The organism is Streptomyces sp. 6-11-2 (assembly GCF_006540305.1).
GTDB lineage: Bacteria > Actinomycetota > Actinomycetes > Streptomycetales > Streptomycetaceae > Streptomyces.
This window is the reverse complement of record NZ_BJOR01000002.1, coordinates 533,759-558,041: the sequence shown is the minus strand read 5'-3', so window position 1 is coordinate 558,041 and position 24,283 is coordinate 533,759. Positions and strand designations below refer to the sequence as shown.

Genomic DNA, 24,283 nt, shown 5'->3' with positions numbered 1-24,283 from the left:
GTGGGGTGGGGTTGGTGGCCGGCGGTGTCGGTGTCGGGCTGCGGTCGTGTCTGCCCGGCGGCCGAAGGCCTCCGGCTCGCCGCGGTCGGCTCGGGTTTGCCGCCGCAAGGGGAAAGTAGGCGTCCGGTTCGTTGTGTCCGGTTCGGTTTTGCCGCTCCCGGGCGGAGCTGGTTCGGTTTTGCCGTTCGCGGGCGGAGTGGGGGGCTAGAGTTTGATCACGGATATGGAGGCTGAGCCGGAGTTGGCTGCGTAGGCGCGGTGTCCGTCGGGGGAGAGTGCTATCCATACCGGGTACCCGGCGACGTGGATGGGGTGGCCCACGGTGTGGTTGGTGGTGGTGTCGATCACGGACACTGTGTCCGAGCCGGCGTTGGCGGTGTAGGCGCGGTGTCCGTCGGGGGAGAGTGCCACCCCGACGGGGGCTTTGCCGACGTCGATGGGGTGGCCCACGGTGTGGTTGGTGGTGGTGTCGATCACGGACACTGTGTTCGAGCGGGCGTTGGCGGTGTAGGCGCGGCGTCCGTCGGGGGTCACTGTCACCCCTTGCGGGGTGTGGCCGACGGGGATGGGGTTGCCCACGGTGTGGTTGGTGGTGGTGTCGATCACGGACACTGTGTCCGAGCCGGCGTTGGCGGTGTAGGCGCGGCGTCCGTCGGGGGAGACGGCCACCCCGACGGGGGTGTGGCCGACGGGGATGGGGTTGCCCACGGTGTGGTTGGTGGCGGTGTCGATCACGGACACCGTGTTCGAGCGGGCGTTGGCGGTGTAGGCGCGGCGTCCGTCGGGGGAGATGGCCACGCCTTGCGGGGTGTCGCCGACATGGATGGGGTGGCCCATGGTGCGGTTGGTGGCGGTGTCGATCACCGATACCGAGGCGGAGCCGGAGTTGGCGGTGTAGGCGCGGCGTCCGTCGGGGGAGATGGCCACCCCCTGTGGCTTGTCGCCGACGGGAATGGGGTGGCCCATGGTGCGGTTGGTGGCGGTGTCGATCACCGATACCGAGGCCGGGCCGAAGTAGTTGGTTGCGTAGGCGCGGCGTCCGTCGGGGGAGACCGCTACCCCGCCCGGGGAGTTGCCGACCTGGATCGAGGACACGGACGGTGCGGTGGGTTCGGGACCCGGGGAGCGGGACTGTGCCAGGTAGATGCCGGCGCCCGCTGCGGCAAGCGCCACCAGTGCCACTTTCGCGATGAGCCTGGCCCGCCGGTTTCCGGGCCGCGGCGGGCGGGGCCGGCCCCGGGTCTCGTCTCCTTTGTGCGGCGGCGGTTGCAGGGGTGGGCCGGCCGGTTCGTCCGGCTCGGCCGGTGGCAGGATCTCGGTCGGCGGGGCGGATTCGCGGGGGTGCGGCGGTTTCGAGGCGCGGGGCTGCTCGGGCGGCGGCATCTTTGGTGGGGGAGCCGGTTGCTGCGAAGGGGGCGGGTGGGGCTGGTCGGCGATGGAGGCGAGCAGCCGGGCGGCTTCCTTGCCGTCCATCCTGTCCGCGGGGTCCTTGGCAAGCAGCCCGGCGAGGACCGGGGTCAGCTCCGTCGCCCGGCGCGGCGGGCTGGGGGGCTCGAACAGCAGGGCGCTCAGCGTGGCGAGGGCGGTGTCGCGGTCGAAGGGGCCGGCCCCCTCGAGGGCGTAGTACAGGGTGGCCCCGAGTGAGAACAGGTCGGCGGCGGGGGTGGGCGGCTGGCTGTTGGCCCGTTCCGGGGCCATGAAGCGCGGCGTTCCGAGGATTTCCAGGGTGGCGGTCAGGCGGTCCTCCCCGGAGCTCGGCTCCAGTGCGATGCCGTAGTCGGTGAGCATTACCTGGCCGCCGCCCTCTGTCGGGCAGGTGGGCTGGGGTCCCGGGCGGGTGAGCAGGATGTTGGCCGGTTTGACGTCCCGGTGCAGGACGCCGAGCCGGTGTCCCTCCAGCAGGGCGTCGAGGACCGCCAGTCCGATCCGGGCGACGTTGCCGGGCGGCAGTGGCCCCCGCTCGCGCACCACCGCCTCCAGATCCATGGCATCGGGCACGAACTCCATGACGATCCACGGCAGGCCGCCCTCTTCCACGATGTCGTGCACGGTGACGACATGCGGATGGTTGCGCAGCCGGGCGGCGTGCCGGGCCTCGCCGCGGGCCCTCGCGATGCGGGAGCGCAGCTCGCTTTCGGGGACGTCCGGCGGCAGAATGATCTCCTTGAGCGCGACCTCGCACGCCAGTTCCTGGTCGTACGCCAGCCACACGCGTCCCATGCCGCCGGTACCGAGCCGACGCAGAAGCCGGTAACGTCCGATGATCACGCGCCCGGCGGCCTCTTGCGCTCCTGACATGGCACTCCTCTTCCAGGACGGCCAGCAGGGGTTCCTCGGCGAAGGGCTCTCTCCACGTATCGCATATCGCCCGAAGAACGGCAAGTCACCCGAAACGGGTGCAGCCCGCGTATGTTCCGCGTGTTCCGCGCGGTGATGTCGGGATCAGGAGCGGGAAAGCGCGAGCGCCGGGAAACGGTCATTGCCGTGGATCGGTCGAGGTTGCGCATGCCGTGAGAGGGTGCAGGCGTTCGATGAGCTGACCGTCTCGGCAACGGGTGAAACGGGTTCAGGCACGGATTTCGTGAAGTGGATCAGCTCCACTGAGGGGCCGTTACGGTCTGTGATCGGCGGCTTGCTGCGGCTAGCAGGAGCCGCTTACGTAGGAGCGGGAGGCGGGCGCGGCCGAACATGCCGCGTTTGAGGGCTTTGAGGTCGTTGATGCGGCCCTCGACCGGGCCGGAGGACCAGTCGGTGCTCATGCCGAAAACGACTGCGTCGAGGTCGTTGATCAGTCCGGTGGCGAAGGAGGCCAGGCCGCACCGCTCGTCGGCGCAGACGTCGGCGATCCACCCGCGCAGCCGGTCGCCTTCGCGGTTGTTCATGATGGTCGCGAACGTCCGGACGTGGCTGGTGGCGGCTGTGAGTTCGGGTGAACGGGCCAGCAGCGTCTTGAGCTGCAGTTGGTCGTCCGTGCGGAGGTGGTCGGGGTGACTCATGATCCAGCGGGTGGCTTCGCGGGGCGAGGGCGGCCGGGCCATCGGCGGCCGGCCTGAGGTGGGCCGGTGTCCGGGACACAGCGGGCGGACATAGTCGCGCAGGGTGCTGTAGCTGCAGCGGGCCCCGCGCTCCTGGATCTCGCGGTGGAGCCGGGACAGGTTCGTGCACCCTTCTGCGATGCGTTGCTCCAGGTAGGGCCGGTAGGGGTCGAGTTTGCTGGTGCGGTCTTGCCACTGGCCGTGCAGCATCGCCTCCGGGGTGGCGGCGCGGGCGTACTTACGGACGGTGTTGCGGCCTAGCCCGAGCCGGCGGGCGATCTCACGCATGCTCAGGCCCTGCTCGGCCTGGGCGCGGACGGCGGCGTGGGTGTCGCGGAGCCGGTCGAGGAACTTCCCCTGCGGGTAGGGCTCGGGTAATCCCTGGTCGGCTGGGGTCGGCGCAGGCTCCTGGTCGGGCCCGGGTTCGGGCGATGGGGCAGGCTCGACGAGGTCGCGGAGGAGAGCGCGGTGGCGGGAAACGAGGCGTTCGACGGCTTCGCCGAGGTTGTACCAGACATGCTATTTATCCGCGCAGTGCTGGGCCTGCGGGGCACCGGTGCGGGCGCCGTCGGCGAAGAACGCCGCGCGGTCGCGGCAGACGATCTCGACGCCAGGATGCTCGCGCAGCCAGGCAGCCAGGGTCTCGGCCTCGCGGTCGGGCAGCAGGTCTAGGGGCTGGCGGGTCTCGCAGTCGATCAGGATGGTGCCGTACCGGCGGCCCTTCCTGGTAGCGAACTCGTCCACCCCCAGCACCCGCGGCACCTCCCAGGTCGGCTCCGGCAGCGCCATCACCACGCGCAGCACAGTCATCCGGCTGACCACGATGCCCAGCAATAACCCCAGCCGGGCCACAGCGCGAGCGGCCAGGACTACACCGAGAGCACCGACGATCCGCTGCAGAACGGGCGTTCGCCGACCGTAGCGGCTGGTGAGCCCGTCGACCTGCTCGGCGAAAGTCATCCGCGCACAGTCGCCGTTGTCGCAGAACAGCCGACGCACCGACAACTCGATGACCACAGGCCGAGCGCCTACCGGCGCATCGGCAATCGTGCGCCCGTAGCGGCTATGAACCCGCGTCGACGCCGAACCGCACCCCGGACAGACGGCCACCGTCCTGTCCTTCGTGCTCGCCGTGATCCGCAGCACGCCGCTCTCCACCATCACGTGCTCCACCAGCACCGTCACCAGGTGCGGGAACACCAACTCCAGCAAGTCCTCACACGACCGCAGGATGACCGGCAAGGCGACGGAGCGTCACCGGCGCACAGCAGCACGATCCACTTCACGAAATCCGTGCCTGAACCAAATTCAGCCGCTGCCGACATCGGTGATTCCGCCTGCCGCAACCACGAGAGCGACGCGCTGCTGGGAGAGACGGCCGAGTGCCGCGCAGGCACCACCAGATGATCTCCAAGATGCTGCTCTTGCCGCGGACAGGGCAACGCGTCGGATGCCGCGGCTCACCTCCGCTCGCGCGGAGAGGACTCGTAGACCTTCAGGTTGGACACGGTTGGAGCCGGCTCACCTCGGCTCGCGCGGAGAAGACATACAGCGGTTCGCCTTCGGCGGCATCTCTGACGGCTCGCCTCCGCTCGCGCGGACAGGACGTGGACAGAAACAGCCGGCAGTCCGGGTCCGTCGGCTCAACTCACCTCCGCTCGCGCGGAGAGGACCCGTTGGCTTTGGTCACGAGAGAACCGACAGCACCTGTACACGAGATTGGGAGGCGTCGGCGGCGCGTCGTGTTCGATGTTCATGAGAAACGACAGTGCCCCCAGCGCGCCCCGCCGTCGCAGGGCTTCACCTCGGGAAGCCGCGATGAGGCCCCAAGTAGCTCCGCGTAGTGTTCTGACTCCGTGACATCCGGCCACGGAGCCTGGGCGAGAACCCGTTTGGCGGACCACGGCGACCACATCCATGTTTCCGGAGGCTGTGCGAGAGAACGAGGGGGCGGTACCCGTGAACGCAGTATCAACATGGGTGTTCCCCTCCGGGGTCATGGTCAGGCCATAGGTCGTCCGGGAGTGCCGTTCCAGAGCACTCCCGAAGGCACGACCATGCGATTCACTTCCGAACAGCGCCTCGACGGCGGCGTCCTCGAACGCGAATTCACCCTCGGCGAGATCCCCGGTGTCCTGTGAACGCCTGGATCCGTACCGGCCCCGCTGCCGACCGCGTCGCGCCTCGGCCAGTTCAGGCGGGGCGGGCTGGCGAGCGGAGCGGCGGCCCTGTGCGGCAGGAGGATCGGAAAGTATCGGTTGGAGCCGCAGAGGCTGTCGCAGCGTCCACCCCGGAGGGAGATCAGGGAGTATGCCCACCGGCCCGGGTCCGCTTCTACTTTCGTGATCACCAACCGGACAGCCCACCTCAGCAACGCGAGTGCACGCGCGTGGTGCCGCCGGTTGTGACGGTGCCGCTGGCCACATCCAGGACGATGACGGTTTCCTCGCGCGGGTCATGCACTCGACAGTTCGTCCTGTAGAACCATTGCCGTGACAGGCCACCACCGGAGTTCGCCGTCAGGCTGCCAAGTTGAACGGCCGGCAGGCCGGGAGCCGCGCTCCAAAACTGGACTCGTCCGTTGGGGGTCAGGCCACGTCCACTGGCGAAGAGGTCTCCGCCCAGTTGATGCCGGGCTGTGATGATCTGGACGCCGCCACGGGGAATCGCCGATGGATCGGCCAGACGCATGACCGCGCTCGCGTTGTCGCCGCGGGCCCGGTCGCGGCTGGACGGCGGTACGCAGACGTGGTCGGAGGGACGGGCCTCACGCCAGACGAAGCCCTGCTTGCACGTATCGGGCCCAAAGGGGCCACCGCCGGGCTGCCTGCGCGACGGCCCCAACTCGTTCTCCCTGCGCGTGTCTGTACGTACACCGGGGGTTACGCACACCAGGTCGGCGGGAAACGCCTCCCGCCACACGAAGCCCTGTTTGCAAGTGTGGGGGCCGAATTGGGCCACGGCAGAGTCAGCTGGTCCGGCCATGGTCATCGTGCCGCCGACGACCGCCAGCGCGACCGCGAGCCGCCCGACCCAGCGGCGTTGCAAGACCCTGCCACGAGGCGCGATTTCGCCCGTCTGTGCCCCTTTGATTCGCATGACCATCTCCTCACGGTTAGTTCGGAGGTTATTCGGCCTGCGCAGATCCCGATACCGCGGCCCGCCAAAACCAGGCTGCAACACCACTCCACCGGCGCCGCCATCAACCTCGCCGGCCTCGATGCCTGGCTCTCGGCAGACCCCTCGCCCGCACCCGCATCTCACCCTTCGCAGCACTCCGCCCTGCTGGATGAGATCCAGCGGGGCGGATTTGCCAACAGCGTCCAACTCGGCAGGGGCCCGCGCTGCCCGAAGCCTGAACTGTTCGATTTCTGCAGAGCTTCGAGTGCTGCCCAATCTCGTGTATAGGTGCTGTCGGTTCTCGGTTCTGGCACAGATCTTGGGGAGCGGTCGCGGAGGGTGACGGTGTCGTTCGATTGCAGGGGGCGCGAGCCGGGGCTCGTCAGCGTTCCCGCATTCTGGTCCACCACCAGCCGAACATCGCCAACTCGATGTTGTTGGGTTCGGGCAAAATACGGCGCTCGAATTCCTCATCGATGCGCGTGATCAGTCGGCCCAAGTCCCGTTTGGCTCCGGGAGGAAGGTGCAGCATCGCCCGCTCCAGGTCATCGCGGGCATCTTCCACCTCTATGCCAGGCGAACAGGCCTGGGAGGCGTTCAGATATCGTCCAGGCTGCTTGAAAGCCCACTCGAAGCGAGAGAGCGCATGCGCGACCGCGTTAGGCCACATCTCCTGGTCTTCGACCCGGCGGATCGCTGCACGAGTTCGCGCGGAGACACCACGGACCCTCAGGACCGGATACTGCCATCGTGGCCGCCACCGCTCTGCGCGGACGGCCTTGGGACGCCTACGTGGCATCGCCCTTTCGGATCAACATGAGGCCATCCTGCCACGGCCGGCTGGGCGACCCGCCACACGCTTGCCGCGGCAAATGTTCCTACTTCTCGGTTCTGTGCAGATCTTGGGGGACCTCTCGAAGTGTCACTGGAGCAGGATCATCTTTCGGAGTAGTAGGAATCCGGCTCGGCCGTAGAGCTGCCGCTTGATCTTCTTGATACGGTTGACGGCGCCCTCGATACTGCCGGAGCTCCAGTCGAGAGTGAGCCCGGCGGTCACGGCGTCGAGGTCTCGGAGTAGGTGGAGTGCGAAGCCTGTGAGGCCGGGTAGCTGGCTGGCGTCGACTGCGTCGATCCAGGCGAGCCCCCGTCAGGGGACCGCTGGTGGCCACATGCCGGTCCAGGGTGGGGCCGGGGACGAAGGGGGTGGCCAGCCATGGGTGGGAGCGTCGATGTCGGCATCGCGGACCGGGACCAGGCACGGGCCCGCCACCCGCCGGGAGAGCTGTACCTCCCGCCGGAAGCGGGCGCGGAATTCCTCGTCTGCGGCCTGCGCCGGATGCACGACCTTGACGGCCATCCGCTCTCCGGCAGCATCGAGTGCGGCGTACACCGTGCCCATGCCGCCGACCCCGAGCTGCCCCACCACGCGGTAGGGGCCTATGTGCAGCGGATCGCCCTGCTGCATCGGCTGAACACGGCTGGACACCACAGCTCCCCCTGCTGATCAACGGCATACATCAGCCGCAGCGGTGAGTCATGGTAGCGGCCGTCCTCTTCCGCGATGCCCGGGATGTCAGACCGGGTATCGCGCGGGGAACCCGGCAGCTGGCGGACGCGGTGACCGCGCACCGTTGCACCGTGTTTGTGGTCATATCTCACGCTCTCCCTGCGTGGCGGAGGGGTGCGCTGCAGGCTGCGGGCCGACGGGGTCGGCCGCCAGCGCGCGGGGCCGAACGCGGGGCGTTGTGAAACCTTTTTCGTCGCCAGGTGTGTTTCGACGTGTGTAGCGGCAGAAGCGGCCACGCCGCTCTCCTGGACGCGGGCGTGGGGGATGCCCGAGCCCTAACGAAGCCCGAGTTGGGGGGAGCGCCGACTCGAGCGTGTGACCTGTTTTTGCCTGTTAGGCAAGATCACAGTTGTGGCACTGGTGCCGAATGTGTGTAGTGCGCATGGGCAATCTGTGTCAATTGCCCGGTTCCATGGTTTCGCCAGGGCGATGAAGCCGCCGCGCTCGATCGCGCCCTGCTGCTTCCCCCTCAGCAGTGCGTTGCGGTAACCGGTCGGACGTGGTTATCGGCAAGGGCACGGCCGGTGACCTCGTACTGTCTCTGGGCGGGTTGCCACCTTGCCGAGAGGTCGACAAGGTGGCAACCCGACGGCCGTCGGAGGAGGGTGGTGACGCCGAGTGTTTGGCTTCTTCGGCTCGTTCGGGCGGAGGTGGCCGTATCTTTGGTGGTGCGCCTCCGGGGTTTGCCGACAGCTCCCCCGGAGGTACCTCTGTTTTCAGGCCTTGGCCGCTGCGACCTCTCGCGCTCGGCTAGCCAGTTCCCGCACCGGGCGAGCCTTGGTGTACGGCGCAAGGTCCGCGCGCATGGTGGCGAAGTGGTCATCGCCGCGGACGGAGGAGACGTGTTCGTACTCGTCGAGGAACCGGTTCCACGACTCGCACGAGGCATCCAGATGCCCGTATCGCAGTTGCCGCTGCGCCAGCACCGCGTAGGCATGGACGCGGCCCTGCCGCTCCTGAGTCGGCTGGAAGCGGATGGACTGCTTCAGCGCGTTGATACTGCCCGCCAAGTCGCTCTCTTCCATCAGGACATGGGAGACGTGGAACAGGTAGGCGGTCTGGTCGTAACCGCCGATCGCATCGCGCCGGTTGTCGGCCTGCGACAGGGCGGTCTCGGCCTCGCGTAGCCGGGTGTGGGCCTGGTGCCGGTTCCCGACCATCGACGACGCATGCGCCTGCTGCCCGCGCAGGAATGCCACCAGGCGAGGGCCGGCCGACGGCGCCGCCTCCGCAGCCGAGTCCGCCAGTTGCAGCGCCGTCCGCCCGTGTCCGAGATTCGACGCCTGGAGCGACATCCCGCGCAGGGTGCGGCAGTAGGTGACGTGGTCGCCTGCCTCGTCGGCCAGCTTGAGCGCCTTGACGTAGTACGTCTGCCCCAGACCATGGGCCTTCTCGTACATGGCCATCCAGCCCGTCAGATAGGTCAGGTCCGACGCCACGGCGAGCATGTCCCGCTTCACCGGCGCGGATGCCTGCGCCCTCAGCCACGGACCGACGGTGTTGACGAGGAACGCGGCCGCCATCGGGCGCGCGTGGCCGGCGCCGAACTCATCGAGGATCTCCGCGATCCGCTTTGTCATGGACCGCACCGACGCGACTTGGGACGCGCCGATCCGCGTGGTGGCCTTGCCCGGCGTGACCGGATCGTCAGAGGCCCGCGCGCTCTGCTGGAACGCGGGCACGGCGAGCGCGGCTGAGAACAGAGTCGCGGCCAGGACACCGCGACGGGATGGATCCATATCCGCCCTTCCTAGGTCGATCAACTCCTCCACAGTGTCGACTGGTTGGGAAGCGTCGACGGACATGGCGGGCTGAAGCCCGGCTTCCGCATGGGTGATCGGCCGCCCTAACCGAGCGGACAGAGCCTCAAGAATCAGTGGCCTGACCTCGGGTTTCGGCGGCGTACCGGCGATCCAGTGCGCGACCGCCGTCCGGTCGTACGTGAGTTGCAATCCAGCCTGAGGGCCGAGCCGGTTGACTTGCTGCGCCAACTGCGTGCGCGTCCATCGTGCCTGCTCAAGCAGCCTGTCCAGGTCCGGGTTGGGCGTGCGTTTCCTCGTGGCCATGTCCTCAACTCCCGACAGCTCCATGGCGTTCACGGTGTTCACGGTCCCACCTGCCATCAACGGTACCCGCAGACAGTGATCGCGCGATTACCTCTTACGAGTAAACGAACGATCTCGGCCTTGGGAGCAGAGGTGACCAGCGCACCACTATTGAGACGAGGCGCCGCCACGCCAGCAGGCGACCTCTGCCACGAGCGTCCGAGTTCCGGTCGGGTACTCCCGGCCCGCGACCTGATGAGCGTCAGCTTCGGCGTCTCGCCATGCGGCGCCGGGCGCCGCATCGCCGACGCCGACGCCCGTCGCGTGCAGATGGCCCGCCGGGTGGCCTCGGCCCGGCTGCGGTACTGCGGTCTGACTGAGCTCATCGACGACGCCACACTCATCGTGTCGGAGCTGGTCACCAACGCCATCGTGCACAGCGGCGGAACACAGATCACCTTCACCATGGCCATCCGCGACAGCTCCTTGTGCATCTCCGTGCACGACGAAATGCCCGGCGGTCCGACAGTCCACAACGCCAGCAGCGAAGCGGAACGCGGTCGCGGGCTCTTCCTCGTCGAGTGCATCGCCAACGCCCATGGCGGCGCCTGGGGGACCAGCGACGCAGGAGCCACGACCTGGTGCCGCCTCACCCTGCCCAAGGTTCAGCCGTGACCGCGGCCGGCGCCGTCCCGCGCTTCACGCGTCCTGTTCCGCCGTGGACGCCACCATTGGACAGCGACGCCCTTGCGACGGTCTTACAGAAAGTCCGCAAGTGGCAGGCGTTCGACGGCGACGCCCTCCTGGACGATGTGGGCGCCGTTCTGGACGACTGCATACCGGCCGAGGAATACGTCGACGAGCTCGCGCAGCGCCTGCGCGGCCACCTGATGCAGCTGGTGACCATCGCCGTCGCCGCGGAAGCGGAACAGCGCGACGAGACCGCAGCCCGGCTCGTCGACCGGGCCCGCACGCTGCGCACCGAGGACATGCCCGGCGACCACTGGAAGGCCGTCGGGCACCTCCGCCGGATGGGCTGGACCGTCAACGAGCTGCTTGAGCGCCTGGTGGCCACCCGCTGCCTGAAGGAGGCGACATGACCGCCGTACGCCCCACCACACGACAGACGAGAGAGAAACGCGTGCGCACTGCGAACGAGCCGGGCCTGATCCCCTATGTCATCCAGCGGGAGGGGGAGGCCGCCGCTCCGGACAACCTGCTCATGACCAGCGTGGGAGCGGGCCGGTACCGGTTGTACTACGCGGATGAGGAGCCCCAGGACCGGGACCTGCGCGGCACCCTGTGGGCGCGCTGCTCCTTCAACCCCGTGGACGCCGATCAGCGGCCGACCGGGAAGCCGCAATGGCGGCTGATGCACCCCTACCGGCAGATGATGACGATGCAGGCCATGCGCTGCCAGGTCTGCGCGGGCCGCGCCCGGACCCCGCTGGGGTTCATCTTCCTCGCTGGGCCCGGCGCCGTGAACACCGAGCACGTGCCGGTCCTGACGAACCAGCCGCCGGTATGCGCCCGGCACGTCCGCGCCGCCGTCCGGCTCTGCCCGCACCTCGATGGCCGGCCCATGGTCTTCCTGGCCCAGAGCGCGCCCCTGTACGGGGTGCACGGCGTCATCTACGGGTACGGCGACGGGGGCGTCCACGTCGTAGACCAGCCTGATGCACCCTTGCCGTACGGGCATCCGAACCTGTCCACGTTCCTCGCGTCGCAGCTCGTGCGGCGGCTGGGTTCCTTTCGGGTCGTGGACCTGGACGAGCTGCTGCGCGCACTGTCCGCGGCCGCATAGACCCCGCCCGGTGGCCCGGATGCCCCTGGCCGAGGCCCCCGGGCGGTCCAACTCCCCGGCGCGGACCTGCCTCCGTGTTCTCCCCCGTAACTCAGTGACTCCCCGCGCCGGGGCCCAGACACGCCGGCCGGCCAGCTTCAAGGACAGGCGGCCGGCGAAGGGCGGGCCCGAGGAGTCACCCCTGCTCCACCTCTGCAACGGGCCCGCTCACCCCACCACACAACCGACCCGTCATTTGGACGAGGCCCACACTGCGACAAATGAGGAGACGTGATGTTCGTCCACTCCGATCGTCTGCCCACCAGCCCCGCGGTTCCGCAAGGCAACCCCACGCCGACCCCGTGGGGGATCAGCCGCATGGCGCCGTACCCGACGATGGCTCCCGGCTACGCGCGCGCCGAACTCGACCCGGCCACCCAGACCACCGTGTTCTACAACGGAGCCGGTCAGGTCCTAGAAATGCCCGGTCACGGCACCAGCACCGGTACTTCCCCGACCACGGGGACCAGCCCTGACGGCAACGGCTCCACCCAGGACAGCGACACGGGGAGCGACGGCGACCAATGAATGACCCGCGTCCGGTGCTGGTCGTCACCAGCCTGTACGACCCCACCGCCGACGTGGTGATCGGCGAGCTGCACGGCCGGGGCATCCCTGTCGTGCGGTTCGACTCGGGGGACTTTCCCGCATCACTGTCGGTGGAGGCAGAGATCACCCAGGACGGCATCCAGGGGCGCATCGACACCCCTTCGCGCACTGCCGACCTGGCCAACGTCCGCGCGCTCTACTACCGTCGGCCGACCGGCTTCGCCTTCCCACACCTTGACGAGCAGGGCGCGCGGTTCGCCATCGCCCAGGCACGTTACGGCCTCGGAGGCGTGATCGCGTCGCTACCCGACTGCCTGTATGTGAACCATCCGCACTACATCGGCGACGCGGAATTCAAGCCGTCCGGCCTCGCCGTGGCAGTGCAGGCCGGCCTCCTGGTGCCGCCCACACTCATCACGTCCAACCCCGACGCCGCCAGGGCCTTCATCAAGCGGAACGGCCCGGTGATCTACAAGCCTCTGCACAACCCCGTGTATCGGGTCGACGATGTCTCCTCCGTCGTCAAGGTCGCCGAGGTGGCCGCCGAGGACATCGACGACAGCGTGGCTGGCACCGTGCACCTGTTCCAAAAACGCGTGCCGAAAACGGCAGACATCCGCGTGACCGTCATCGGACCCCGTACGTTCTGCGTCCGGATCGACTCCGACCTCCTGGACTGGCGGACCAACTACGACCGCCTGAGCTACACCCCCGTGGCACCACCACCGAAGATCGAGTTGGCGCTCCACGAGTACATGGACCACTTCGGGCTCCTCTTCGGCGCTTTCGACTTCGCGGTGGACACCGACGGGCGATGGTGGTTCCTGGAATGCAATCCGTCCGGCCAGTGGTACTGGCTGGAGACCGCAACCGGCCTGCCGATGTGCGCAGCCCTGGCCGACCTACTGGAAGGGAAGCCGTGAGCGTCCAAGAACAGCTCCACCGGCAGCTCATCGACAGCATGACGGCCAGCGGCTCCCTGCGCACCGAACCCTGGAAGCACGCCGCTGAGACAGTGCCCAGGCACGAGTTCCTTCGGGGAGGGTTCTTCCGCCCGGTGCCTGGCACATCGCCCTCCGCCTGGTCCCCTGTTCTGGAGGGCGGGGACGACTGGCTTCCGGGCTGCTACGCCGACGAATCCCTGGTGACCCAGATCGCGGGCACGATCAAACCGACGGACATCCGAGGCGAGATCATGCGGCAGCCGACCAGTTCCAGCACGCTCCCCTCCCTCGTGCTGCGCATGCTCGAGGATCTCCACGTGGAGCCGGAGATGCAGGTGCTGGAAATCGGCACCGGCACCGGCTACTCGACCGCGGTGCTCTGCGCGCGCCTGGGTGACGGCTACGTCACCTCGATCGAGTACGACGAAGAAGTGGCCCAGCGGGCTCGGGAAGCTCTCGGCCGGCTCGGCACGCTCCCCAACCTCCTCACCGGTGACGGCCTCCTCGGCGATGACGAAGGCGCACCGTACGACCGGATCATTGCCACCTGCGGCGTACGCGCCGTGCCTGCGGCCTGGCTCGAACAGACCCGGCCCGGGGGACTAATCCTGACGACCATCGGCGGCTGGCTCAACGCGTCAGAGCTGGTTCGCCTGACGGTTCACGAGGACGGCACGGCGTCTGGGCCAGTGCTGGACGGGCAGGTGAGCTTCATGCTCGCCCGGCCTCATCTGCCGCCCCCGCTCGGCCTGCTCCCAGACCTCAGCGCAGGCAAGGAGCGCGAGGCCATCATCGGCGCCGACGTCCTGAACGACTGGACGACCCGCTTCGTCGCACAGTTCGCCGTGCCGACTGCTCAGCACCTGAAACTGCAGCAGGGCCGGCACAACGAGGACGTGCTGATCGACGTCGCGACCGGCTCATGGGCCGCGCTCCACGAAGAGGACGGCCGCTTGATCGTCCGGCAGGACGGGCCTGTTCCTGTCTGGGATGCGGTTGAGGAGCATCTCGGCCGCTGGCATGCCGCCAGTACACCGGCGGTGGAGGAGGCCACGGTCCGCGTAACCGCGGAGGGCCAGAGCATCCACTGGTAGGCCCCACGACGGCCCCGCTCGTCCGCCCTTCCCATGGCGGATGGGCGGGGCTTTCTGCTGCACCCCGACGCTTCCCCGACTCGGGGCACAACTCTATGGGTGTAACAGGACACGGTGCTCACGCTGGTCCATGTCCCGTGTCGACCTTGGCGACCTGGCCACCGACGACGTCGAGGTCCAAGCGGTGTTGGGGCCGTGTCGACACAGACGACCGCATCGCGGACGCGACGGCGATGGCGCTGAAACCGGTGGGCGCGCCGGATCCGGAGAGTGCTGGGTGGACGAGGCCCACATGTGTCTCTGCAGTTGTACCGTGCGGATGCTGCCGTCGCGCCAGCTGCTGGCGACGAGTGCGGAATTAGGGCTGGTTTCCGGGCGGTTGGAGGAGATGGCGGACGGGGCGCGGGTGCTGCTGCGCTGCCGCGGCCGACGTCCTACCGGGGTCGGCGATGGGAGCGCAGGAGCTGGTGGAGGTCGCAGGGGGACGGTGAGGTGACGTGATACTCGACGAGAAGGACGCGAGGCGCTTGGTGCTCTGGGTGGTTGGGCACTGGCTGCTCGGCGGTGCGGCCGTTGCCGCTGTCGCGGTGCTGTACGCACCGCTGCCGGACGTGCTCGCGGTTCTTGCTGGACTGCTCATCGGCACGGCGGCGACGGTGTACCTCTGCTTCCATCCGAATCTGGACCGGTGGGCCACACTGCGCAAGCGTGGGGGTTTGTGGGTGCCGGGCGTCGGCGACTGGGGGTACATCCAGTTGGTATTCGCCGTCGTCGTGGTGTGGCTGGCGTCGGCCGCGACGGCGGTGGCGGTGGAGGTGTTGTAGGGCGAGCCGGTCGCCCACGCCTGCATCGGTCGGCGCTTGGACCTGTCAAAGTCCAAAGGTCCCCCTTGACGGTTCACCCCCACCCCCTGCCTGCACAGGGTGCCCTGCTCTGCTGTGGTCGGGGCCAGGGGCGGGCTTTGGGGAGCTTTGGTTGGCCCAGGGCGGGCGGTGTGCACCGGCTGCGCGGGGCGTCTGCAGCAGGGACTGGCTCCCGCCGACCGTGCTGCCGGTCCTGGACGGGGCGCCATACGGGTTCGGACGGGCCACCTTGGAGATGGCCCGACCAGTGGTGCCGCCAGGATGGGGACGTTGCGCACCCGCGCCCGTGGTCGGGTGCCGTACGGGAACCGGTTCACCTGTTTGATTAGAGCTCGGCTCCGGTTGCCTGCCTGCGTACGCCCGCAGACAGGACGTGCTGGATTCGCTGCGCAACGAGTGTCGGGTTTGCGCATTCATGCCGTCGTGCTGCTCTGGCGTGGCTGCGCATTTCCGGCCGGACGGGTTGCGCAAGGCGCTGGCCTGCTGTGGTCGGGTCTGTGGTCGGGGTCTGGGCCGTCATGGTTGGGGTGGTGGGAGCGGTGGTTGGGGTTGCGCAATGGCCCAGTTCCGACTGTGACGTTGCGTGCGCAAGCGGCTACGGCGGCGATCACTGGAATGCACGCTGCAGGGGGACTTGATGCGAGAACGACTGCGCAGGATGCGCACGCTGTGCGCAACTCTGCTGCTGGGTATGGCCGTCACCGGCTGCGGCAGCGGTAGCGGCGGCGACAGCAAGGCCGGCTCACCCACCGCGAGCGGCGGCACCACCGCGGCGCCGACTGCCTCGGTGACGCCGGATCCGCAGGCGGCGCTGAAGGCGTACCGGGGAATGACGGCGGCTGAGGCGAAGGCGTACCGCACGGGATCCGAGAAGGGCACGGACCTGGCGCGGTACGCCACCCTGGACGCTCTGGGACAGACCCGCCTGGACTTGGCCCGAATGAAGGAGGCCGGAACGGTGGTCCGGGGCGAGGTCCGCCATGACCCGAAGGTGACCGGCCTCGACATGAAGGCTCAGACACCGAAGGCGACCCTGTCGGACTACATCGATCTGTCGAAGTACCAGACCTACGACACGCGGGCGAAGAAAGGGATCCCGCTCCCGACCGCCCAGCCGCTGCGCTACCTCGCTACCGCGGCGGCGGAGCGGTGGAACGGCCGGTGGATGATTACCGACTTCACCCCGCAGGGCAACCGGCCATGCTGAGGTGTGTGGCATCGGCCGCAGCCGTGGTCCTGGCCGCCACCGTCCCTGCCACCGCCCACGCCGACGACGGCGGACGCGGCATCGGCACGCCCGGCTGAGCCTCGTCCTGCTTGCCGCGGACCTGATCCGCGAGGCCACCTTGAGAGAGAGCGCATGACCACCACCGCCACCCCGGCGGTCGCGCGCCGACGCGGGGTTGCGGGGCGGGGTGAGCAGGCGGCCGCGGCGTACCGGTGCTCACGGCCTCCATGAAGGCGGTGAGGAAGGGCCGCGGTGCTCGACGGCCTCGTCGAGGACTGTGAAGGCGGGGCGGCACCGCCGGTCCGCTCGCGGCACGGACCACGTGATGTCCGTCCACGCCCGGCGCCGCTTCAGCCGGTGCCGGACACGAGCCCGACCCGGTAGGCGAGGACGACCGCCTGGACCCGGTCGCGCAGGCCGAGTTTCGTCAGGATGCGCGACACATACGTCTTGACCGTCTCGGGGGTGATGAACAACTGCGCGGCGATCTCCGCGTTCGACAGGCCCTCGCTGATGGACTCGAGTACCTCCAGTTCGCGCGGAGTCAGCGCGCGTACGACGTCTTCCCTGGCCGACCGGGTGGTGTCGGCAGGACGCAGATGTTCGGCGAAGTGGCCGATGAGGTGGCGCGTGACGGCGGGCGCCAGCAGGGCCTCGCCCGCGGCGACCGTCCTGATGCCGCTCACCAGAGCGGCCGGAGGCGCGTCCTTGAGGAGGAAGCCGCTGGCTCCGGCCCGCAGCGCGTCGTAGACATAGGCGTCGACGTTGAACGTAGTGACGACCAGCACCTTCGGCGCGGACTCGGCATCGGGACCGGCCAGTTGCCGGGTCGCCTGGATGCCGTCGAGCAGCGGCATCCGGATGTCCATCACGACCACGTCGGGGCGCAGCCGCCGTGCGGCCTCCACTGCCTCGTGCCCGTTCTCGGCCTCCCCGACGACCTCCATGTCGGGCTGCGCGGAGAAGATGGTGACGTAGCCGGTCCGCACCAGTGCCTGGTCGTCGCAGACGAGTACACGAATCGGCGGCGGCGCATCGCTCACGGGGGGCACAGGGATCACTCCTGAACGGGCTTGGACGGAATCGTGGCGCGGAGCTCGAACCCGCCCTCGGGCCGGGGTTCGGCCTCCAGTTCACCATCGACCATCCGCACCCGTGCACGCAGCCCGGCCAGCCCTCGTCCGCCCGCCGGGCTCGGCTTCCGCGTGACCGGTGCGGCCGTCGGTGAGTCGTCGGAGCCGTCGGTGGTCACCCCTATCTCGATGCGTTCCTCGCCGTGCCGGACCCGGACCCTTGTCGGCTGCCCAGCCGCGTGCTTCATCGCGTTGGTGAGCGCCTCCTGCACCACGCGGTACGCGGCCAGCTCCACCTCCAGCGGCTGCGGACGCCGCTCACCCTGCTCGCTGAACTCCACCGGCTGACCCGCGCTGCGGGCCTGTTCCACCAGGTCTCCCACCCGTCCCAGCGTGGGGGCCCGGTCCGCACGTGCCCGGTCGGCGGCCGAGGAATCGCCGGTCGCCTCCAGCACGCCGAGCAGATACCGCAGCTCCGTCAGCGCCCGGCGGCCGGTGTCGCTGACGGCCGACAGTCCCTCGCCGGCCCGCTGTGGCGCGGACGTGAGCAGGAACTGCGCCGCGTCTGCCTGGACCACCATCGCCGTCACATGGTGGGTGACCACATCGTGCAACTCACGGGCGATCCGAGCCCGCTCTGCGGCCGTGGCCACCTCGGCGGCCAGCCGCCGTCGCTCCGCCTCTTCAGCCCGCCTCGTGCGCACAGTGCTCCCCACCAGCCAGACCACGGCCAGAGCCAGATAGAACGCGAGATAGTCAGGGACGCCCTGCGGTGAGCCGAGGCGCTCCAGGACGACGGCCAGTCCGGCGTAGGCCGCGCTCGCCACGGCAGCCGAACGAAGGCGGAAGCGGACCTGGTGGGCCCCGGCCGAGTACACGGCGAGATACAACCCCAGGCTCCCGAACGTCGTCGCGAAGCCCAGCGCCTGGTGCACGGCGAACGCGCAGGCGACGACGGTCAGAGTGCCCGCGGGCCACCGGCGGCGTGCCGCCAGCGGCAGGGTCTGGGCCAGGGTCAGCCCGAGGCCCAGTGCGCTGGCCGGCCGCTCGGGCAGATCGCCGATCTGCGCCCCGATCTTCGACAGAGTCGGTACGAACGCCAGCACGGCGAGCACCAGGGCGCAGAGGCCATCCTTGTGGGAGGCAGCCTGCTTCTGCCACCAGCCGAGCGGCGCCCGGAGCTCGGGACGGCTCCAGGGCGCCTGACGGGACATCACTTCTCGTTTCCTCCAGTCGGCGGCTGTCAGTGCCGGGCGCGTCGCCGGGGCAGCAGACCGCCGCTCCGGCGAGCGAGGACGACCATCGGGACGGTGATCAGCACACCGATGAGGACCGGCACGATCGACGTCTCCAGGCCGAAGGTGCCGCCGGTGAGCAGAGCCGAGCCGTGGGCGTCGACGGTGAACAGGCCCTCGGGGGTGTGTCCGGAGACCGGGATGCCGAGCAGTTGCTCAGCGGTGTTCCAGACGAAGTGCAGCCCCGCGACGAACCAGATGTTACGCCGCCACAGGAACGCGGCTCCGAGCATGACGCCCGCCTCCACAGCGATGGCCAGTGCGCTCCAGGCGGAGGCTCCCGGGGCGCTCAGGTGGGCGACGCCGAAGAACAGTCCGGTGATCACGATGGCGGCCCGGCTGCCCCACATCTGTTCCAGGGCCTGCAGGGCGAGACCGCGGAACATCAGCTCCTCGGTGACCGCGGCGCCGATCTGCACCATGACCGCGGACCACACCACCGACATGAAGCCGTTGCCCGCCCAGGAGAACGAGTAGCCCCCGAACGCGCTGATCAGGAGCGCGGAAACGAGGATGAAGCCCAGGCCGATCGCACCGCCGAGCAGCGCCTCCCGGCAGGCTCCCGGCCGGGCGATCTCCGGCGCGGAGCGTTGTGCGACGAAGCGCATGACCGCCCAGTACACGGCCACGGCGGTGGCTGCTCCCAGTACCGGCACCGGACCGGGGCCCGTCGCGGTCAGGCCCGAGACCAGGCCGACGCCGACCATGCCCGTCAGCATCCAGCCGAGCGGAGAGCGGACGACCCGGCCGACCCGGCCGAGACGGCCGCCTCGGCCCTTGTCCAGGCCGGAGCCTGTGTCGTGCTGTGCGCTGGCAGTCGTGCCCATGGCGGCCTCCCCTGTCGTGGTGGTCGCACCGGCGGCGACCTGACGACCACGCTAGGAATCCGCCGACGTCTGCGAATCACCCGCACATGGACAGCTCCGGTAGCTCTCACGGGGGATGCGCCGCTCCCACCGGCCCGTTCAGCCCTCTCCATCACGGGACACGACCGAGGCACGCACAGACTCAGGCGCCGTACGAGGGCCAGGCACCCCAGCCTTTGCGGCAGCGAGATCGAGGTGGGAGTTCATGTCCAGCTCGAACCGGCCGTAGGGGTTCACATGGGTCCAGAACAGTGGGGACAGGGCCCGCCGGTCCGCATCGTTGAGCCTGTTCTGCCACTTCTCCACGCTCAGGATGTCCTGAAGGAGCAGGGTGTTGACGTGCACCAGCGTCGACTGGAGCAGGTGCAGGGCGAGCATGGACACCTCTTGGCTCTCCTTGTCGGACCCGGTCAGGTCGCCGTCCTTGCCGTAGAACAGGTCGTGGTTGGCGGAGTTCCAGTTCTCCACGATCTGGAGGCCGTCGTTGATCTCGCGGCGCAGGTCGGCATCGGCGAGGTAGTCGCAGATGAACGCTGTACGTACCGCGCGGCCCAGTTCCTCGATCGCCCGGTACGTCGGATGTTTGGGGCCGCCACGGGTGAAGCGGCGCAGGACCTGCTCAGCCTCGGCGGTGCCCAGGCGCAGGGCGGTATCTTGCGCTTCAGGTAACGCCTACTCCTCGAGGGCGTGAAAGACCAACTGCGGGCCTGCTCGCCGAAGGGACTTGCGGAGACGAAGCGGCTGTTGTCCGCCGAAGCACTTCTCCAGGTACAGGTCGCCGCCGCTGAAGGCGGCCTTGGCGACGCTGCCGGGCACGCCGCTGGGCACGGTGGTCCAGGTGGCGCCGCCGTCGGTGCTGAGCACCAGGTCGGTGACGTTCGGGTCCGGGCCGCGGCCTGGCGGGGGCCGATGCCGTGCAGGGCCTCGACCGGCAGTGGGCCGAGCCAGCCGGCGGTCTCCTTGGCAGGGACGGCAAGGACGCCGCCGGGGCCGGTGATCTGGGCGGAAGCGGTGGCCGCGACGGCGATCGTGGCGCCGATGCCGTCGCGGACGTCGATACCGAGTCGGGAGATGGACTTGACGCGCGGCATCTCGGCCCGCGGCTTCCCGCCCGGGCCGTCACGCCGTGGGGAAGGGGACCGGGCGGACATCGATTTCATGCATGCGACTGGCGTAGTCGCGGTAGCGGCGGCGGGCTTCGCCGTGCCGGCCCGCCGAGGAGAGTGCGGCGATCAGTCCGAGGTGGGCCGACTCGTCGTAGCCGTCCTCGCTGATCAGGCGCAGGTACCAGCTGGCTGCCGCGTCGCGGCGGTCCAGCCGTCGGCAGCGCCGGGCGAGGGTACGGACGACGTCGCGGTGCAGCTCGGCGAAAGCCGCGCGCGGGCGGTCGCGCCACTCCCCGGTGACCTCACCGTCGTCGCCGAAGTCGCCGGTGTACATGCCGACGACCACTTCCAGGCGCGCCACCACGTCGACGCCGGCCACCATGTCCCGGCTGCCCTCGACCGCGGCGTCCGCCGCGATGGCCGCACGGGCCGCGTCGTGGAACCGGACCGTGTCGAGGACGACGTGCTCCGTGTTGAGCCGCACGCTGGAGGGGTCGGTGACCAGAAAGCGGTTGGCCGGATGCCGCCGCGCCGGGTCGAGGACCGCGCGCACCGTCGAAATCAGCACCGACAGGCGGCGGTTGGCCACTTTCGGAGACGTCTGCGGCCACAACAGGGCGGCGAGCGCGGTCCGGGTGACCGGTCTTCCCAGCTGACCCGCCAGCACCTTGACGAGCTCACGGGCCTTCCGCGACTGCCATCCGGCTGGGGGCACGGGCGTTCCGGAGAGAAATACGGCCAAGTGCCCCAGGGTTTGCACGGCGACCTCGGGGACCGGCGGCGGACCGATCGCCGCCAGCGGCCCGGCGATGTGCCAGACGTCGTCGCACACCCCGAGCTGGTGCAGCCGCTGCCAGGCGACATCCTCGGACAGCCGGTCACCCGCGTGGCGCGCCCGCAGCAGCGCGTTGGTGGCCAGCGCCACCTCGTTTCCCGTGTCGGCCCAGACCGCGGCCGCCTCCACCAGCCCGGCGGCACGGCGTGCGGCGGGGCGCCCCGGCACCGCGGCCGAATCACCCCGGTATGCGGCGAGCGCGGCGAGTTCCATCGCCTCGGCCAGCCCGGCCGGGTCGCGGCGGCGGCCGGCCTCCGAGCGGACACCTGCGGCGTACCGGGCAGCCGAGGCGGTGTCTCCGCTGCACAGCGCGACCCAGCCCGCGGCCAGCTCGGCGGTGACCGGCCCGGCGGCGCTCGGAAGCGTGAGGGACAGCTCCGCGTACCGCGTCGCCTCGGCCGGTTCGTCGGCGTAGCAGGTGCGCGCCAGTCCCGCCCATGCCTGCGCCACGACCTGGGCGTTGCCTTCCGGCTCGGCCATCGTCAGGGCCTCGCGGTAGGCCGCCGTCGCCTGCCAGGCAGAGCCCCGGGTCAGGTGCACCCGGGCGATCATCAGCAGTCCGAACGCGGCCAGCGGCGAGCCCTCCCGCTGCCACAGGATGAGCGCACGGTCGGCGTCGGCGCGGGCGGAGTTGAGATCGCTGAGCCCCAGGTAGGCCTCGGCGCGGTTGTGCAGGGCCAGTGCGAGCAGCGTCTGCTGGGAGGCGCCCTCACCGAGGCGGATCGCCTCGGTGAGGGCGTCGACCGCCTCGCGCAGGCGCCCCTCCTCGACCAGGCGGGAGCCGATGTTGGAGCGGATCCGCAGCTGCAGGTCTATGTGCCCGGCCCGTTCGGCCGCCGCCAAGGCCCTGGCGTAGGCGTGTTCGTTGGCGGCGCGGTCGCCCTCGCTGAAGGCGGCCAGCGCCTGGGCGAGACAGGCCGCCGCCAGTGCAGCGTCGTCGCGGCTCTGCTCGGCAGCCCGCACCGCCTCGTCGGCGAGGCTCCGCGCCCGCGTTCGGTCACCACGGGCCCAGCGTGCTGCCGACCGGCCGGCCAGCAGTTGGGCCCGGTCCGCGCCGGTGCCCCCGGCATCGGCGACCGCGCGTTCGTACAGCGACTCGGCGGCCTCGAACTCGCCCCGCTGGTGGAGTACCCGGCCGAGCCGCCAGGCCAGTTCGGCGGGCAGCGGCACGTCCGCCGGGAGCGTCGCGACATGCCGCAGCGCCTCGTTGTACTGCCCCTGTCGCAGGGCCGATTCCGCCAGTCGTGCGACGGTATCGGGGTCGCGCACCCGATCAGCGCCCGCAGTTTCTCCCGCGCCGGTGGTCACCGCGTCAGGATACTCATGGCGAAGACGGACGGGTCGGGTGGTTTCGGGAAGTCCGGAACTTACTCCCGGCGGGGCTTTCGGCGCGGTTCCTGGCGTGGGTCCAAGCGAGGTTCGGAGAGCCGGAGCTCGCCGAGGTTCTCCGGAGCATCGATCCGGTACTCGCCGGTGTCGTCGTAGCGTCCCTCCCGATGCCGCGCCCGCGCGGTGACCTCGATCTCGGCGATCCAGCCAAGCTTCGCACCGACCCGGGCACGGACCTGATCGCCCTCGGACAGGGTGTGCCACAGGACCGAGCCGATCCCCAACGCCTTGATCTCGCGCCCGCGACCCTCGTCGACGGCACACCAGTGGGCATACCGGGCGCCGCCGTCACCCCTGGAAGCGATCTGGAACCGGCGGAGCCGAACGACCTGCCCCTGGATGTCCTCCTTGCGGACCAGATCGCTGATCGCCCGGGCCAGGGGCACGACCGCCACGGCCGCGCCGACGCCGAGCGCCGTGGGCTGGAGCAATGTGTCCGGCCATCGGTCGAACGCCGTCGCGACCAGCAGGATCATCCAGGTCCAGAATCCCGCGAAGGCACCCGCGACCAGTGCGCGGAACAGCATGGGCAGCGGTTCGCGCGCCCAGAACAGCCGCTTGGGATAGCGCACGGTGACCACGTGCCACATGCCGCCATAGTCGGACCAGGCGCGCCTGTCGCCGGCGGCGCCGCCGACCGGGAGACCGGCCACCGCGCGTGGGGCGAGGCCGAGCGCCGCCGCATAGGCCATATGCCGGCCCCACAGGGTGACCGAGGCGGCGGGCTGCCGGCCGAACCGTCCACTTGCGGCGAGGTGTTCGCGCACCCCCAGCCAGCGGCTCGCGACCTCGGCGCCCCGCCGGGTGCCGCGCTCGCCGTTCAGCCTGCCCATCAGCATCAGGAGCAGCGCCCAGGAGACGATGCCCGCACCGGGCCCGGCGTTGTGCTTCCCGCCGTCCGCCGTCACCGCAACGGCGAGAGTGAGGGCCGGTACGGCCGTGGTCGTCGTGAGCATCGCCGCCTGGGCCCTGCTCCATCGGGGCCGCGACAGTCCCTGGGCCCTCGCCTCGACGACGACCTTCCTGCGGAAGCTCTTCCACCAGCGGCCCAGGTCACGCGAGCCCTCGGCGAGCGCGCCGGTCGCCACGACGCCGTCCACGGCCAGGGCCTGGACGTGTTCGAGGACAAGCTTCTCGTACGGCGCGAGGTCACCGGGGTCGCGGCGCAGCCGTACGAGGGAGAGCTCGGGACCGATCTCCTCGATCCGCACGACGCCCTTAGCCGCCAGGTCGAGCAGCGTGGCGGCGGGTGCCTCCTCGCTCAGTCGCCAGTGACCGGTGATCAGATCGACGACGGCCGGCGACTGGTCGGGGAGGTCGCCGGTCGACGGTCCCGCCGTCACGTCCGGGTTGCGGGTGGCGGCGGCCGTCCCGAGCAGCAACAGGAACCAGAGGGCCAGGGCCGCAGCGGCGGCCAGCCAGAACACCATG

General features: G+C 69.8%; 23 protein-coding genes and 1 pseudogene. 9 read left to right on the top strand and 15 right to left on the bottom strand.

Annotated elements, in window-relative coordinates; all coding sequences use genetic code 11:
• Nucleotides 1-204: 204 nt before the first annotated feature.
• The 3 genes from TNCT6_RS40575 to TNCT6_RS41545 all read right to left on the bottom strand — a co-directional run bounded on the left by TNCT6_RS40575 (nucleotide 205) and on the right by TNCT6_RS41545 (nucleotide 4,277).
• A complete protein-coding gene (locus TNCT6_RS40575; RefSeq protein WP_141367807.1) occupies nucleotides 205-2,298 on the bottom strand; it encodes a serine/threonine-protein kinase in 2,094 nt (697 codons plus the stop codon).
• 293 nt (nucleotides 2,299-2,591) lie between these two features.
• Nucleotides 2,592-3,323, bottom strand: coding sequence for a transposase (locus TNCT6_RS41550; protein ID WP_253266545.1), 732 nt, complete (start codon nucleotides 3,321-3,323; stop codon nucleotides 2,592-2,594).
• A gap of 231 nt (nucleotides 3,324-3,554) precedes the next feature.
• Nucleotides 3,555-4,277, bottom strand: a complete 723-nt coding sequence (locus TNCT6_RS41545) for an ISL3 family transposase (protein ID WP_253266544.1) — start codon at nucleotides 4,275-4,277, stop codon at nucleotides 3,555-3,557.
• 815 nt (nucleotides 4,278-5,092) lie between these two features.
• On the opposite strand from TNCT6_RS41545, the pseudogene TNCT6_RS40570 reads away from it, so the two are divergent.
• Nucleotides 5,093-5,173, top strand: a pseudogene (locus tag TNCT6_RS40570) (alpha/beta hydrolase); the annotation flags it as partial.
• A 229-nt stretch (nucleotides 5,174-5,402) separates the two neighbouring features.
• Here the strand turns inward: TNCT6_RS40570 and TNCT6_RS38690 are convergent.
• The 5 genes from TNCT6_RS38690 to TNCT6_RS38670 all read right to left on the bottom strand — a co-directional run bounded on the left by TNCT6_RS38690 (nucleotide 5,403) and on the right by TNCT6_RS38670 (nucleotide 9,788).
• Nucleotides 5,403-6,134 (bottom strand): hypothetical protein, encoded by a 732-nt coding sequence (locus tag TNCT6_RS38690; protein WP_141367806.1) that lies wholly within the window; start codon nucleotides 6,132-6,134, stop codon nucleotides 5,403-5,405.
• Between the two features lie 403 nt (nucleotides 6,135-6,537).
• Complete coding sequence (locus tag TNCT6_RS41540) at nucleotides 6,538-6,720, bottom strand: hypothetical protein (protein ID WP_253266543.1); 183 nt, start codon at nucleotides 6,718-6,720, stop codon at nucleotides 6,538-6,540.
• A gap of 357 nt (nucleotides 6,721-7,077) precedes the next feature.
• Nucleotides 7,078-7,287, bottom strand: coding sequence for a hypothetical protein (locus TNCT6_RS38680; protein WP_373996273.1), 210 nt, complete (start codon nucleotides 7,285-7,287; stop codon nucleotides 7,078-7,080).
• 15 nt (nucleotides 7,288-7,302) lie between these two features.
• Nucleotides 7,303-7,641, bottom strand: coding sequence for a hypothetical protein (locus tag TNCT6_RS38675; protein ID WP_216372884.1), 339 nt, complete (start codon nucleotides 7,639-7,641; stop codon nucleotides 7,303-7,305).
• Between the two features lie 797 nt (nucleotides 7,642-8,438).
• A complete protein-coding gene (locus TNCT6_RS38670; protein WP_141367957.1) occupies nucleotides 8,439-9,788 on the bottom strand; it encodes a hypothetical protein in 1,350 nt (449 codons plus the stop codon).
• Nucleotides 9,789-10,022: 234 nt separating this feature from the next.
• On the opposite strand from TNCT6_RS38670, the gene TNCT6_RS38665 reads away from it, so the two are divergent.
• The 8 genes from TNCT6_RS38665 (at nucleotide 10,023) to TNCT6_RS38630 (ending at nucleotide 16,267) form a co-directional block, all read left to right on the top strand.
• A complete protein-coding gene (locus TNCT6_RS38665) occupies nucleotides 10,023-10,442 on the top strand; it encodes an ATP-binding protein (RefSeq protein WP_141367804.1) in 420 nt (139 codons plus the stop codon).
• Nucleotides 10,439-10,867, top strand: a complete 429-nt coding sequence (locus TNCT6_RS38660) for a DUF6415 family natural product biosynthesis protein (protein ID WP_141367803.1) — start codon at nucleotides 10,439-10,441, stop codon at nucleotides 10,865-10,867. Before TNCT6_RS38665 ends, TNCT6_RS38660 begins: the two co-directional genes overlap by 4 nt.
• On the top strand, nucleotides 10,864-11,571 hold the full coding sequence (locus TNCT6_RS38655; RefSeq protein WP_253266542.1) for a hypothetical protein: 708 nt from the start codon (nucleotides 10,864-10,866) through the stop codon (nucleotides 11,569-11,571). Before TNCT6_RS38660 ends, TNCT6_RS38655 begins: the two co-directional genes overlap by 4 nt.
• Nucleotides 11,572-11,844: 273 nt before the next feature.
• Complete coding sequence (tgmA, locus tag TNCT6_RS38650; RefSeq protein ID WP_141367802.1) at nucleotides 11,845-12,138, top strand: putative ATP-grasp-modified RiPP; 294 nt, start codon at nucleotides 11,845-11,847, stop codon at nucleotides 12,136-12,138.
• Complete coding sequence (tgmB, locus tag TNCT6_RS38645; protein WP_141367801.1) at nucleotides 12,135-13,082, top strand: ATP-grasp ribosomal peptide maturase; 948 nt, start codon at nucleotides 12,135-12,137, stop codon at nucleotides 13,080-13,082. The genes tgmA and tgmB overlap by 4 nt, the downstream gene beginning before the upstream one ends.
• Complete coding sequence (gene tgmC / locus TNCT6_RS38640; protein ID WP_141367800.1) at nucleotides 13,079-14,197, top strand: ATP-grasp peptide maturase system methyltransferase; 1,119 nt, start codon at nucleotides 13,079-13,081, stop codon at nucleotides 14,195-14,197. The genes tgmB and tgmC overlap by 4 nt, the downstream gene beginning before the upstream one ends.
• A 497-nt stretch (nucleotides 14,198-14,694) precedes the next feature.
• Nucleotides 14,695-15,021, top strand: a complete 327-nt coding sequence (locus tag TNCT6_RS38635) for a hypothetical protein (protein WP_141367799.1) — start codon at nucleotides 14,695-14,697, stop codon at nucleotides 15,019-15,021.
• Between the two features lie 676 nt (nucleotides 15,022-15,697).
• A complete protein-coding gene (locus tag TNCT6_RS38630; protein ID WP_141367798.1) occupies nucleotides 15,698-16,267 on the top strand; it encodes a hypothetical protein in 570 nt (189 codons plus the stop codon).
• A 371-nt stretch (nucleotides 16,268-16,638) separates the two neighbouring features.
• Here TNCT6_RS38630 and TNCT6_RS38625 read toward each other — a convergent pair whose 3' ends face one another.
• The 7 genes from TNCT6_RS38625 to TNCT6_RS38595 form a co-directional block, all read right to left on the bottom strand.
• A complete protein-coding gene (locus TNCT6_RS38625; RefSeq protein ID WP_141367797.1) occupies nucleotides 16,639-17,331 on the bottom strand; it encodes a response regulator transcription factor in 693 nt (230 codons plus the stop codon).
• A gap of 14 nt (nucleotides 17,332-17,345) precedes the next feature.
• Nucleotides 17,346-18,575 carry a sensor histidine kinase gene (locus TNCT6_RS38620; protein WP_172633319.1) on the bottom strand — a complete coding sequence of 410 codons (1,230 nt, stop codon included), beginning with the start codon at nucleotides 18,573-18,575 and terminating at the stop codon, nucleotides 17,346-17,348.
• Between the two features lie 29 nt (nucleotides 18,576-18,604).
• Entirely contained in the window at nucleotides 18,605-19,483 is an 879-nt protein-coding gene (locus tag TNCT6_RS38615; protein WP_141367795.1) for a CPBP family intramembrane glutamic endopeptidase, read from the bottom strand.
• 138 nt (nucleotides 19,484-19,621) lie between these two features.
• Nucleotides 19,622-20,161, bottom strand: a complete 540-nt coding sequence (locus TNCT6_RS38610; RefSeq protein ID WP_172633346.1) for a Tn3 family transposase — start codon at nucleotides 20,159-20,161, stop codon at nucleotides 19,622-19,624.
• A 33-nt stretch (nucleotides 20,162-20,194) separates the two neighbouring features.
• Nucleotides 20,195-20,386, bottom strand: coding sequence for a hypothetical protein (locus tag TNCT6_RS40365; protein WP_172633318.1), 192 nt, complete (start codon nucleotides 20,384-20,386; stop codon nucleotides 20,195-20,197).
• A gap of 255 nt (nucleotides 20,387-20,641) precedes the next feature.
• Nucleotides 20,642-22,732 carry a BTAD domain-containing putative transcriptional regulator gene (locus TNCT6_RS38600; protein ID WP_141367794.1) on the bottom strand — a complete coding sequence of 697 codons (2,091 nt, stop codon included), beginning with the start codon at nucleotides 22,730-22,732 and terminating at the stop codon, nucleotides 20,642-20,644.
• 98 nt (nucleotides 22,733-22,830) lie between these two features.
• The gene (locus TNCT6_RS38595; protein WP_141367793.1) at nucleotides 22,831-24,282 is read right to left on the bottom strand and encodes a DUF2207 domain-containing protein; all 1,452 of its coding nucleotides are present in this window, start codon (nucleotides 24,280-24,282) and stop codon (nucleotides 22,831-22,833) included.
• Between the last annotated feature and the right edge of the window lies 1 nt (nucleotide 24,283).

What these genes read in the sequence shown, in the direction of transcription:
- TNCT6_RS40575 (WP_141367807.1), bottom strand. Translation starts at nt 2,298, where the DNA reads ATGTCAGGAGCGCAAGAGGCCGCCGGGCGCGTGATCATCGGACGTTAC.
- TNCT6_RS41550 (WP_253266545.1), bottom strand. Translation starts at nt 3,323, where the DNA reads ATGCGTGAGATCGCCCGCCGGCTCGGGCTAGGCCGCAACACCGTCCGT.
- TNCT6_RS38690 (WP_141367806.1), bottom strand. Translation starts at nt 6,134, where the DNA reads ATGCGAATCAAAGGGGCACAGACGGGCGAAATCGCGCCTCGTGGCAGG.
- TNCT6_RS38670 (WP_141367957.1), bottom strand. Translation starts at nt 9,788, where the DNA reads ATGGCCACGAGGAAACGCACGCCCAACCCGGACCTGGACAGGCTGCTT.
- TNCT6_RS38665 (WP_141367804.1), top strand. Translation starts at nt 10,023, where the DNA reads ATGAGCGTCAGCTTCGGCGTCTCGCCATGCGGCGCCGGGCGCCGCATC.
- TNCT6_RS38655 (WP_253266542.1), top strand. Translation starts at nt 10,864, where the DNA reads ATGACCGCCGTACGCCCCACCACACGACAGACGAGAGAGAAACGCGTG.
- tgmA (WP_141367802.1), top strand. Translation starts at nt 11,845, where the DNA reads ATGTTCGTCCACTCCGATCGTCTGCCCACCAGCCCCGCGGTTCCGCAA.
- tgmB (WP_141367801.1), top strand. Translation starts at nt 12,135, where the DNA reads ATGAATGACCCGCGTCCGGTGCTGGTCGTCACCAGCCTGTACGACCCC.
- TNCT6_RS38630 (WP_141367798.1), top strand. Translation starts at nt 15,698, where the DNA reads ATGCGAGAACGACTGCGCAGGATGCGCACGCTGTGCGCAACTCTGCTG.
- TNCT6_RS38620 (WP_172633319.1), bottom strand. Translation starts at nt 18,575, where the DNA reads ATGTCCCGTCAGGCGCCCTGGAGCCGTCCCGAGCTCCGGGCGCCGCTC.
- TNCT6_RS38615 (WP_141367795.1), bottom strand. Translation starts at nt 19,483, where the DNA reads ATGGGCACGACTGCCAGCGCACAGCACGACACAGGCTCCGGCCTGGAC.
- TNCT6_RS38595 (WP_141367793.1), bottom strand. Translation starts at nt 24,282, where the DNA reads ATGGTGTTCTGGCTGGCCGCCGCTGCGGCCCTGGCCCTCTGGTTCCTG.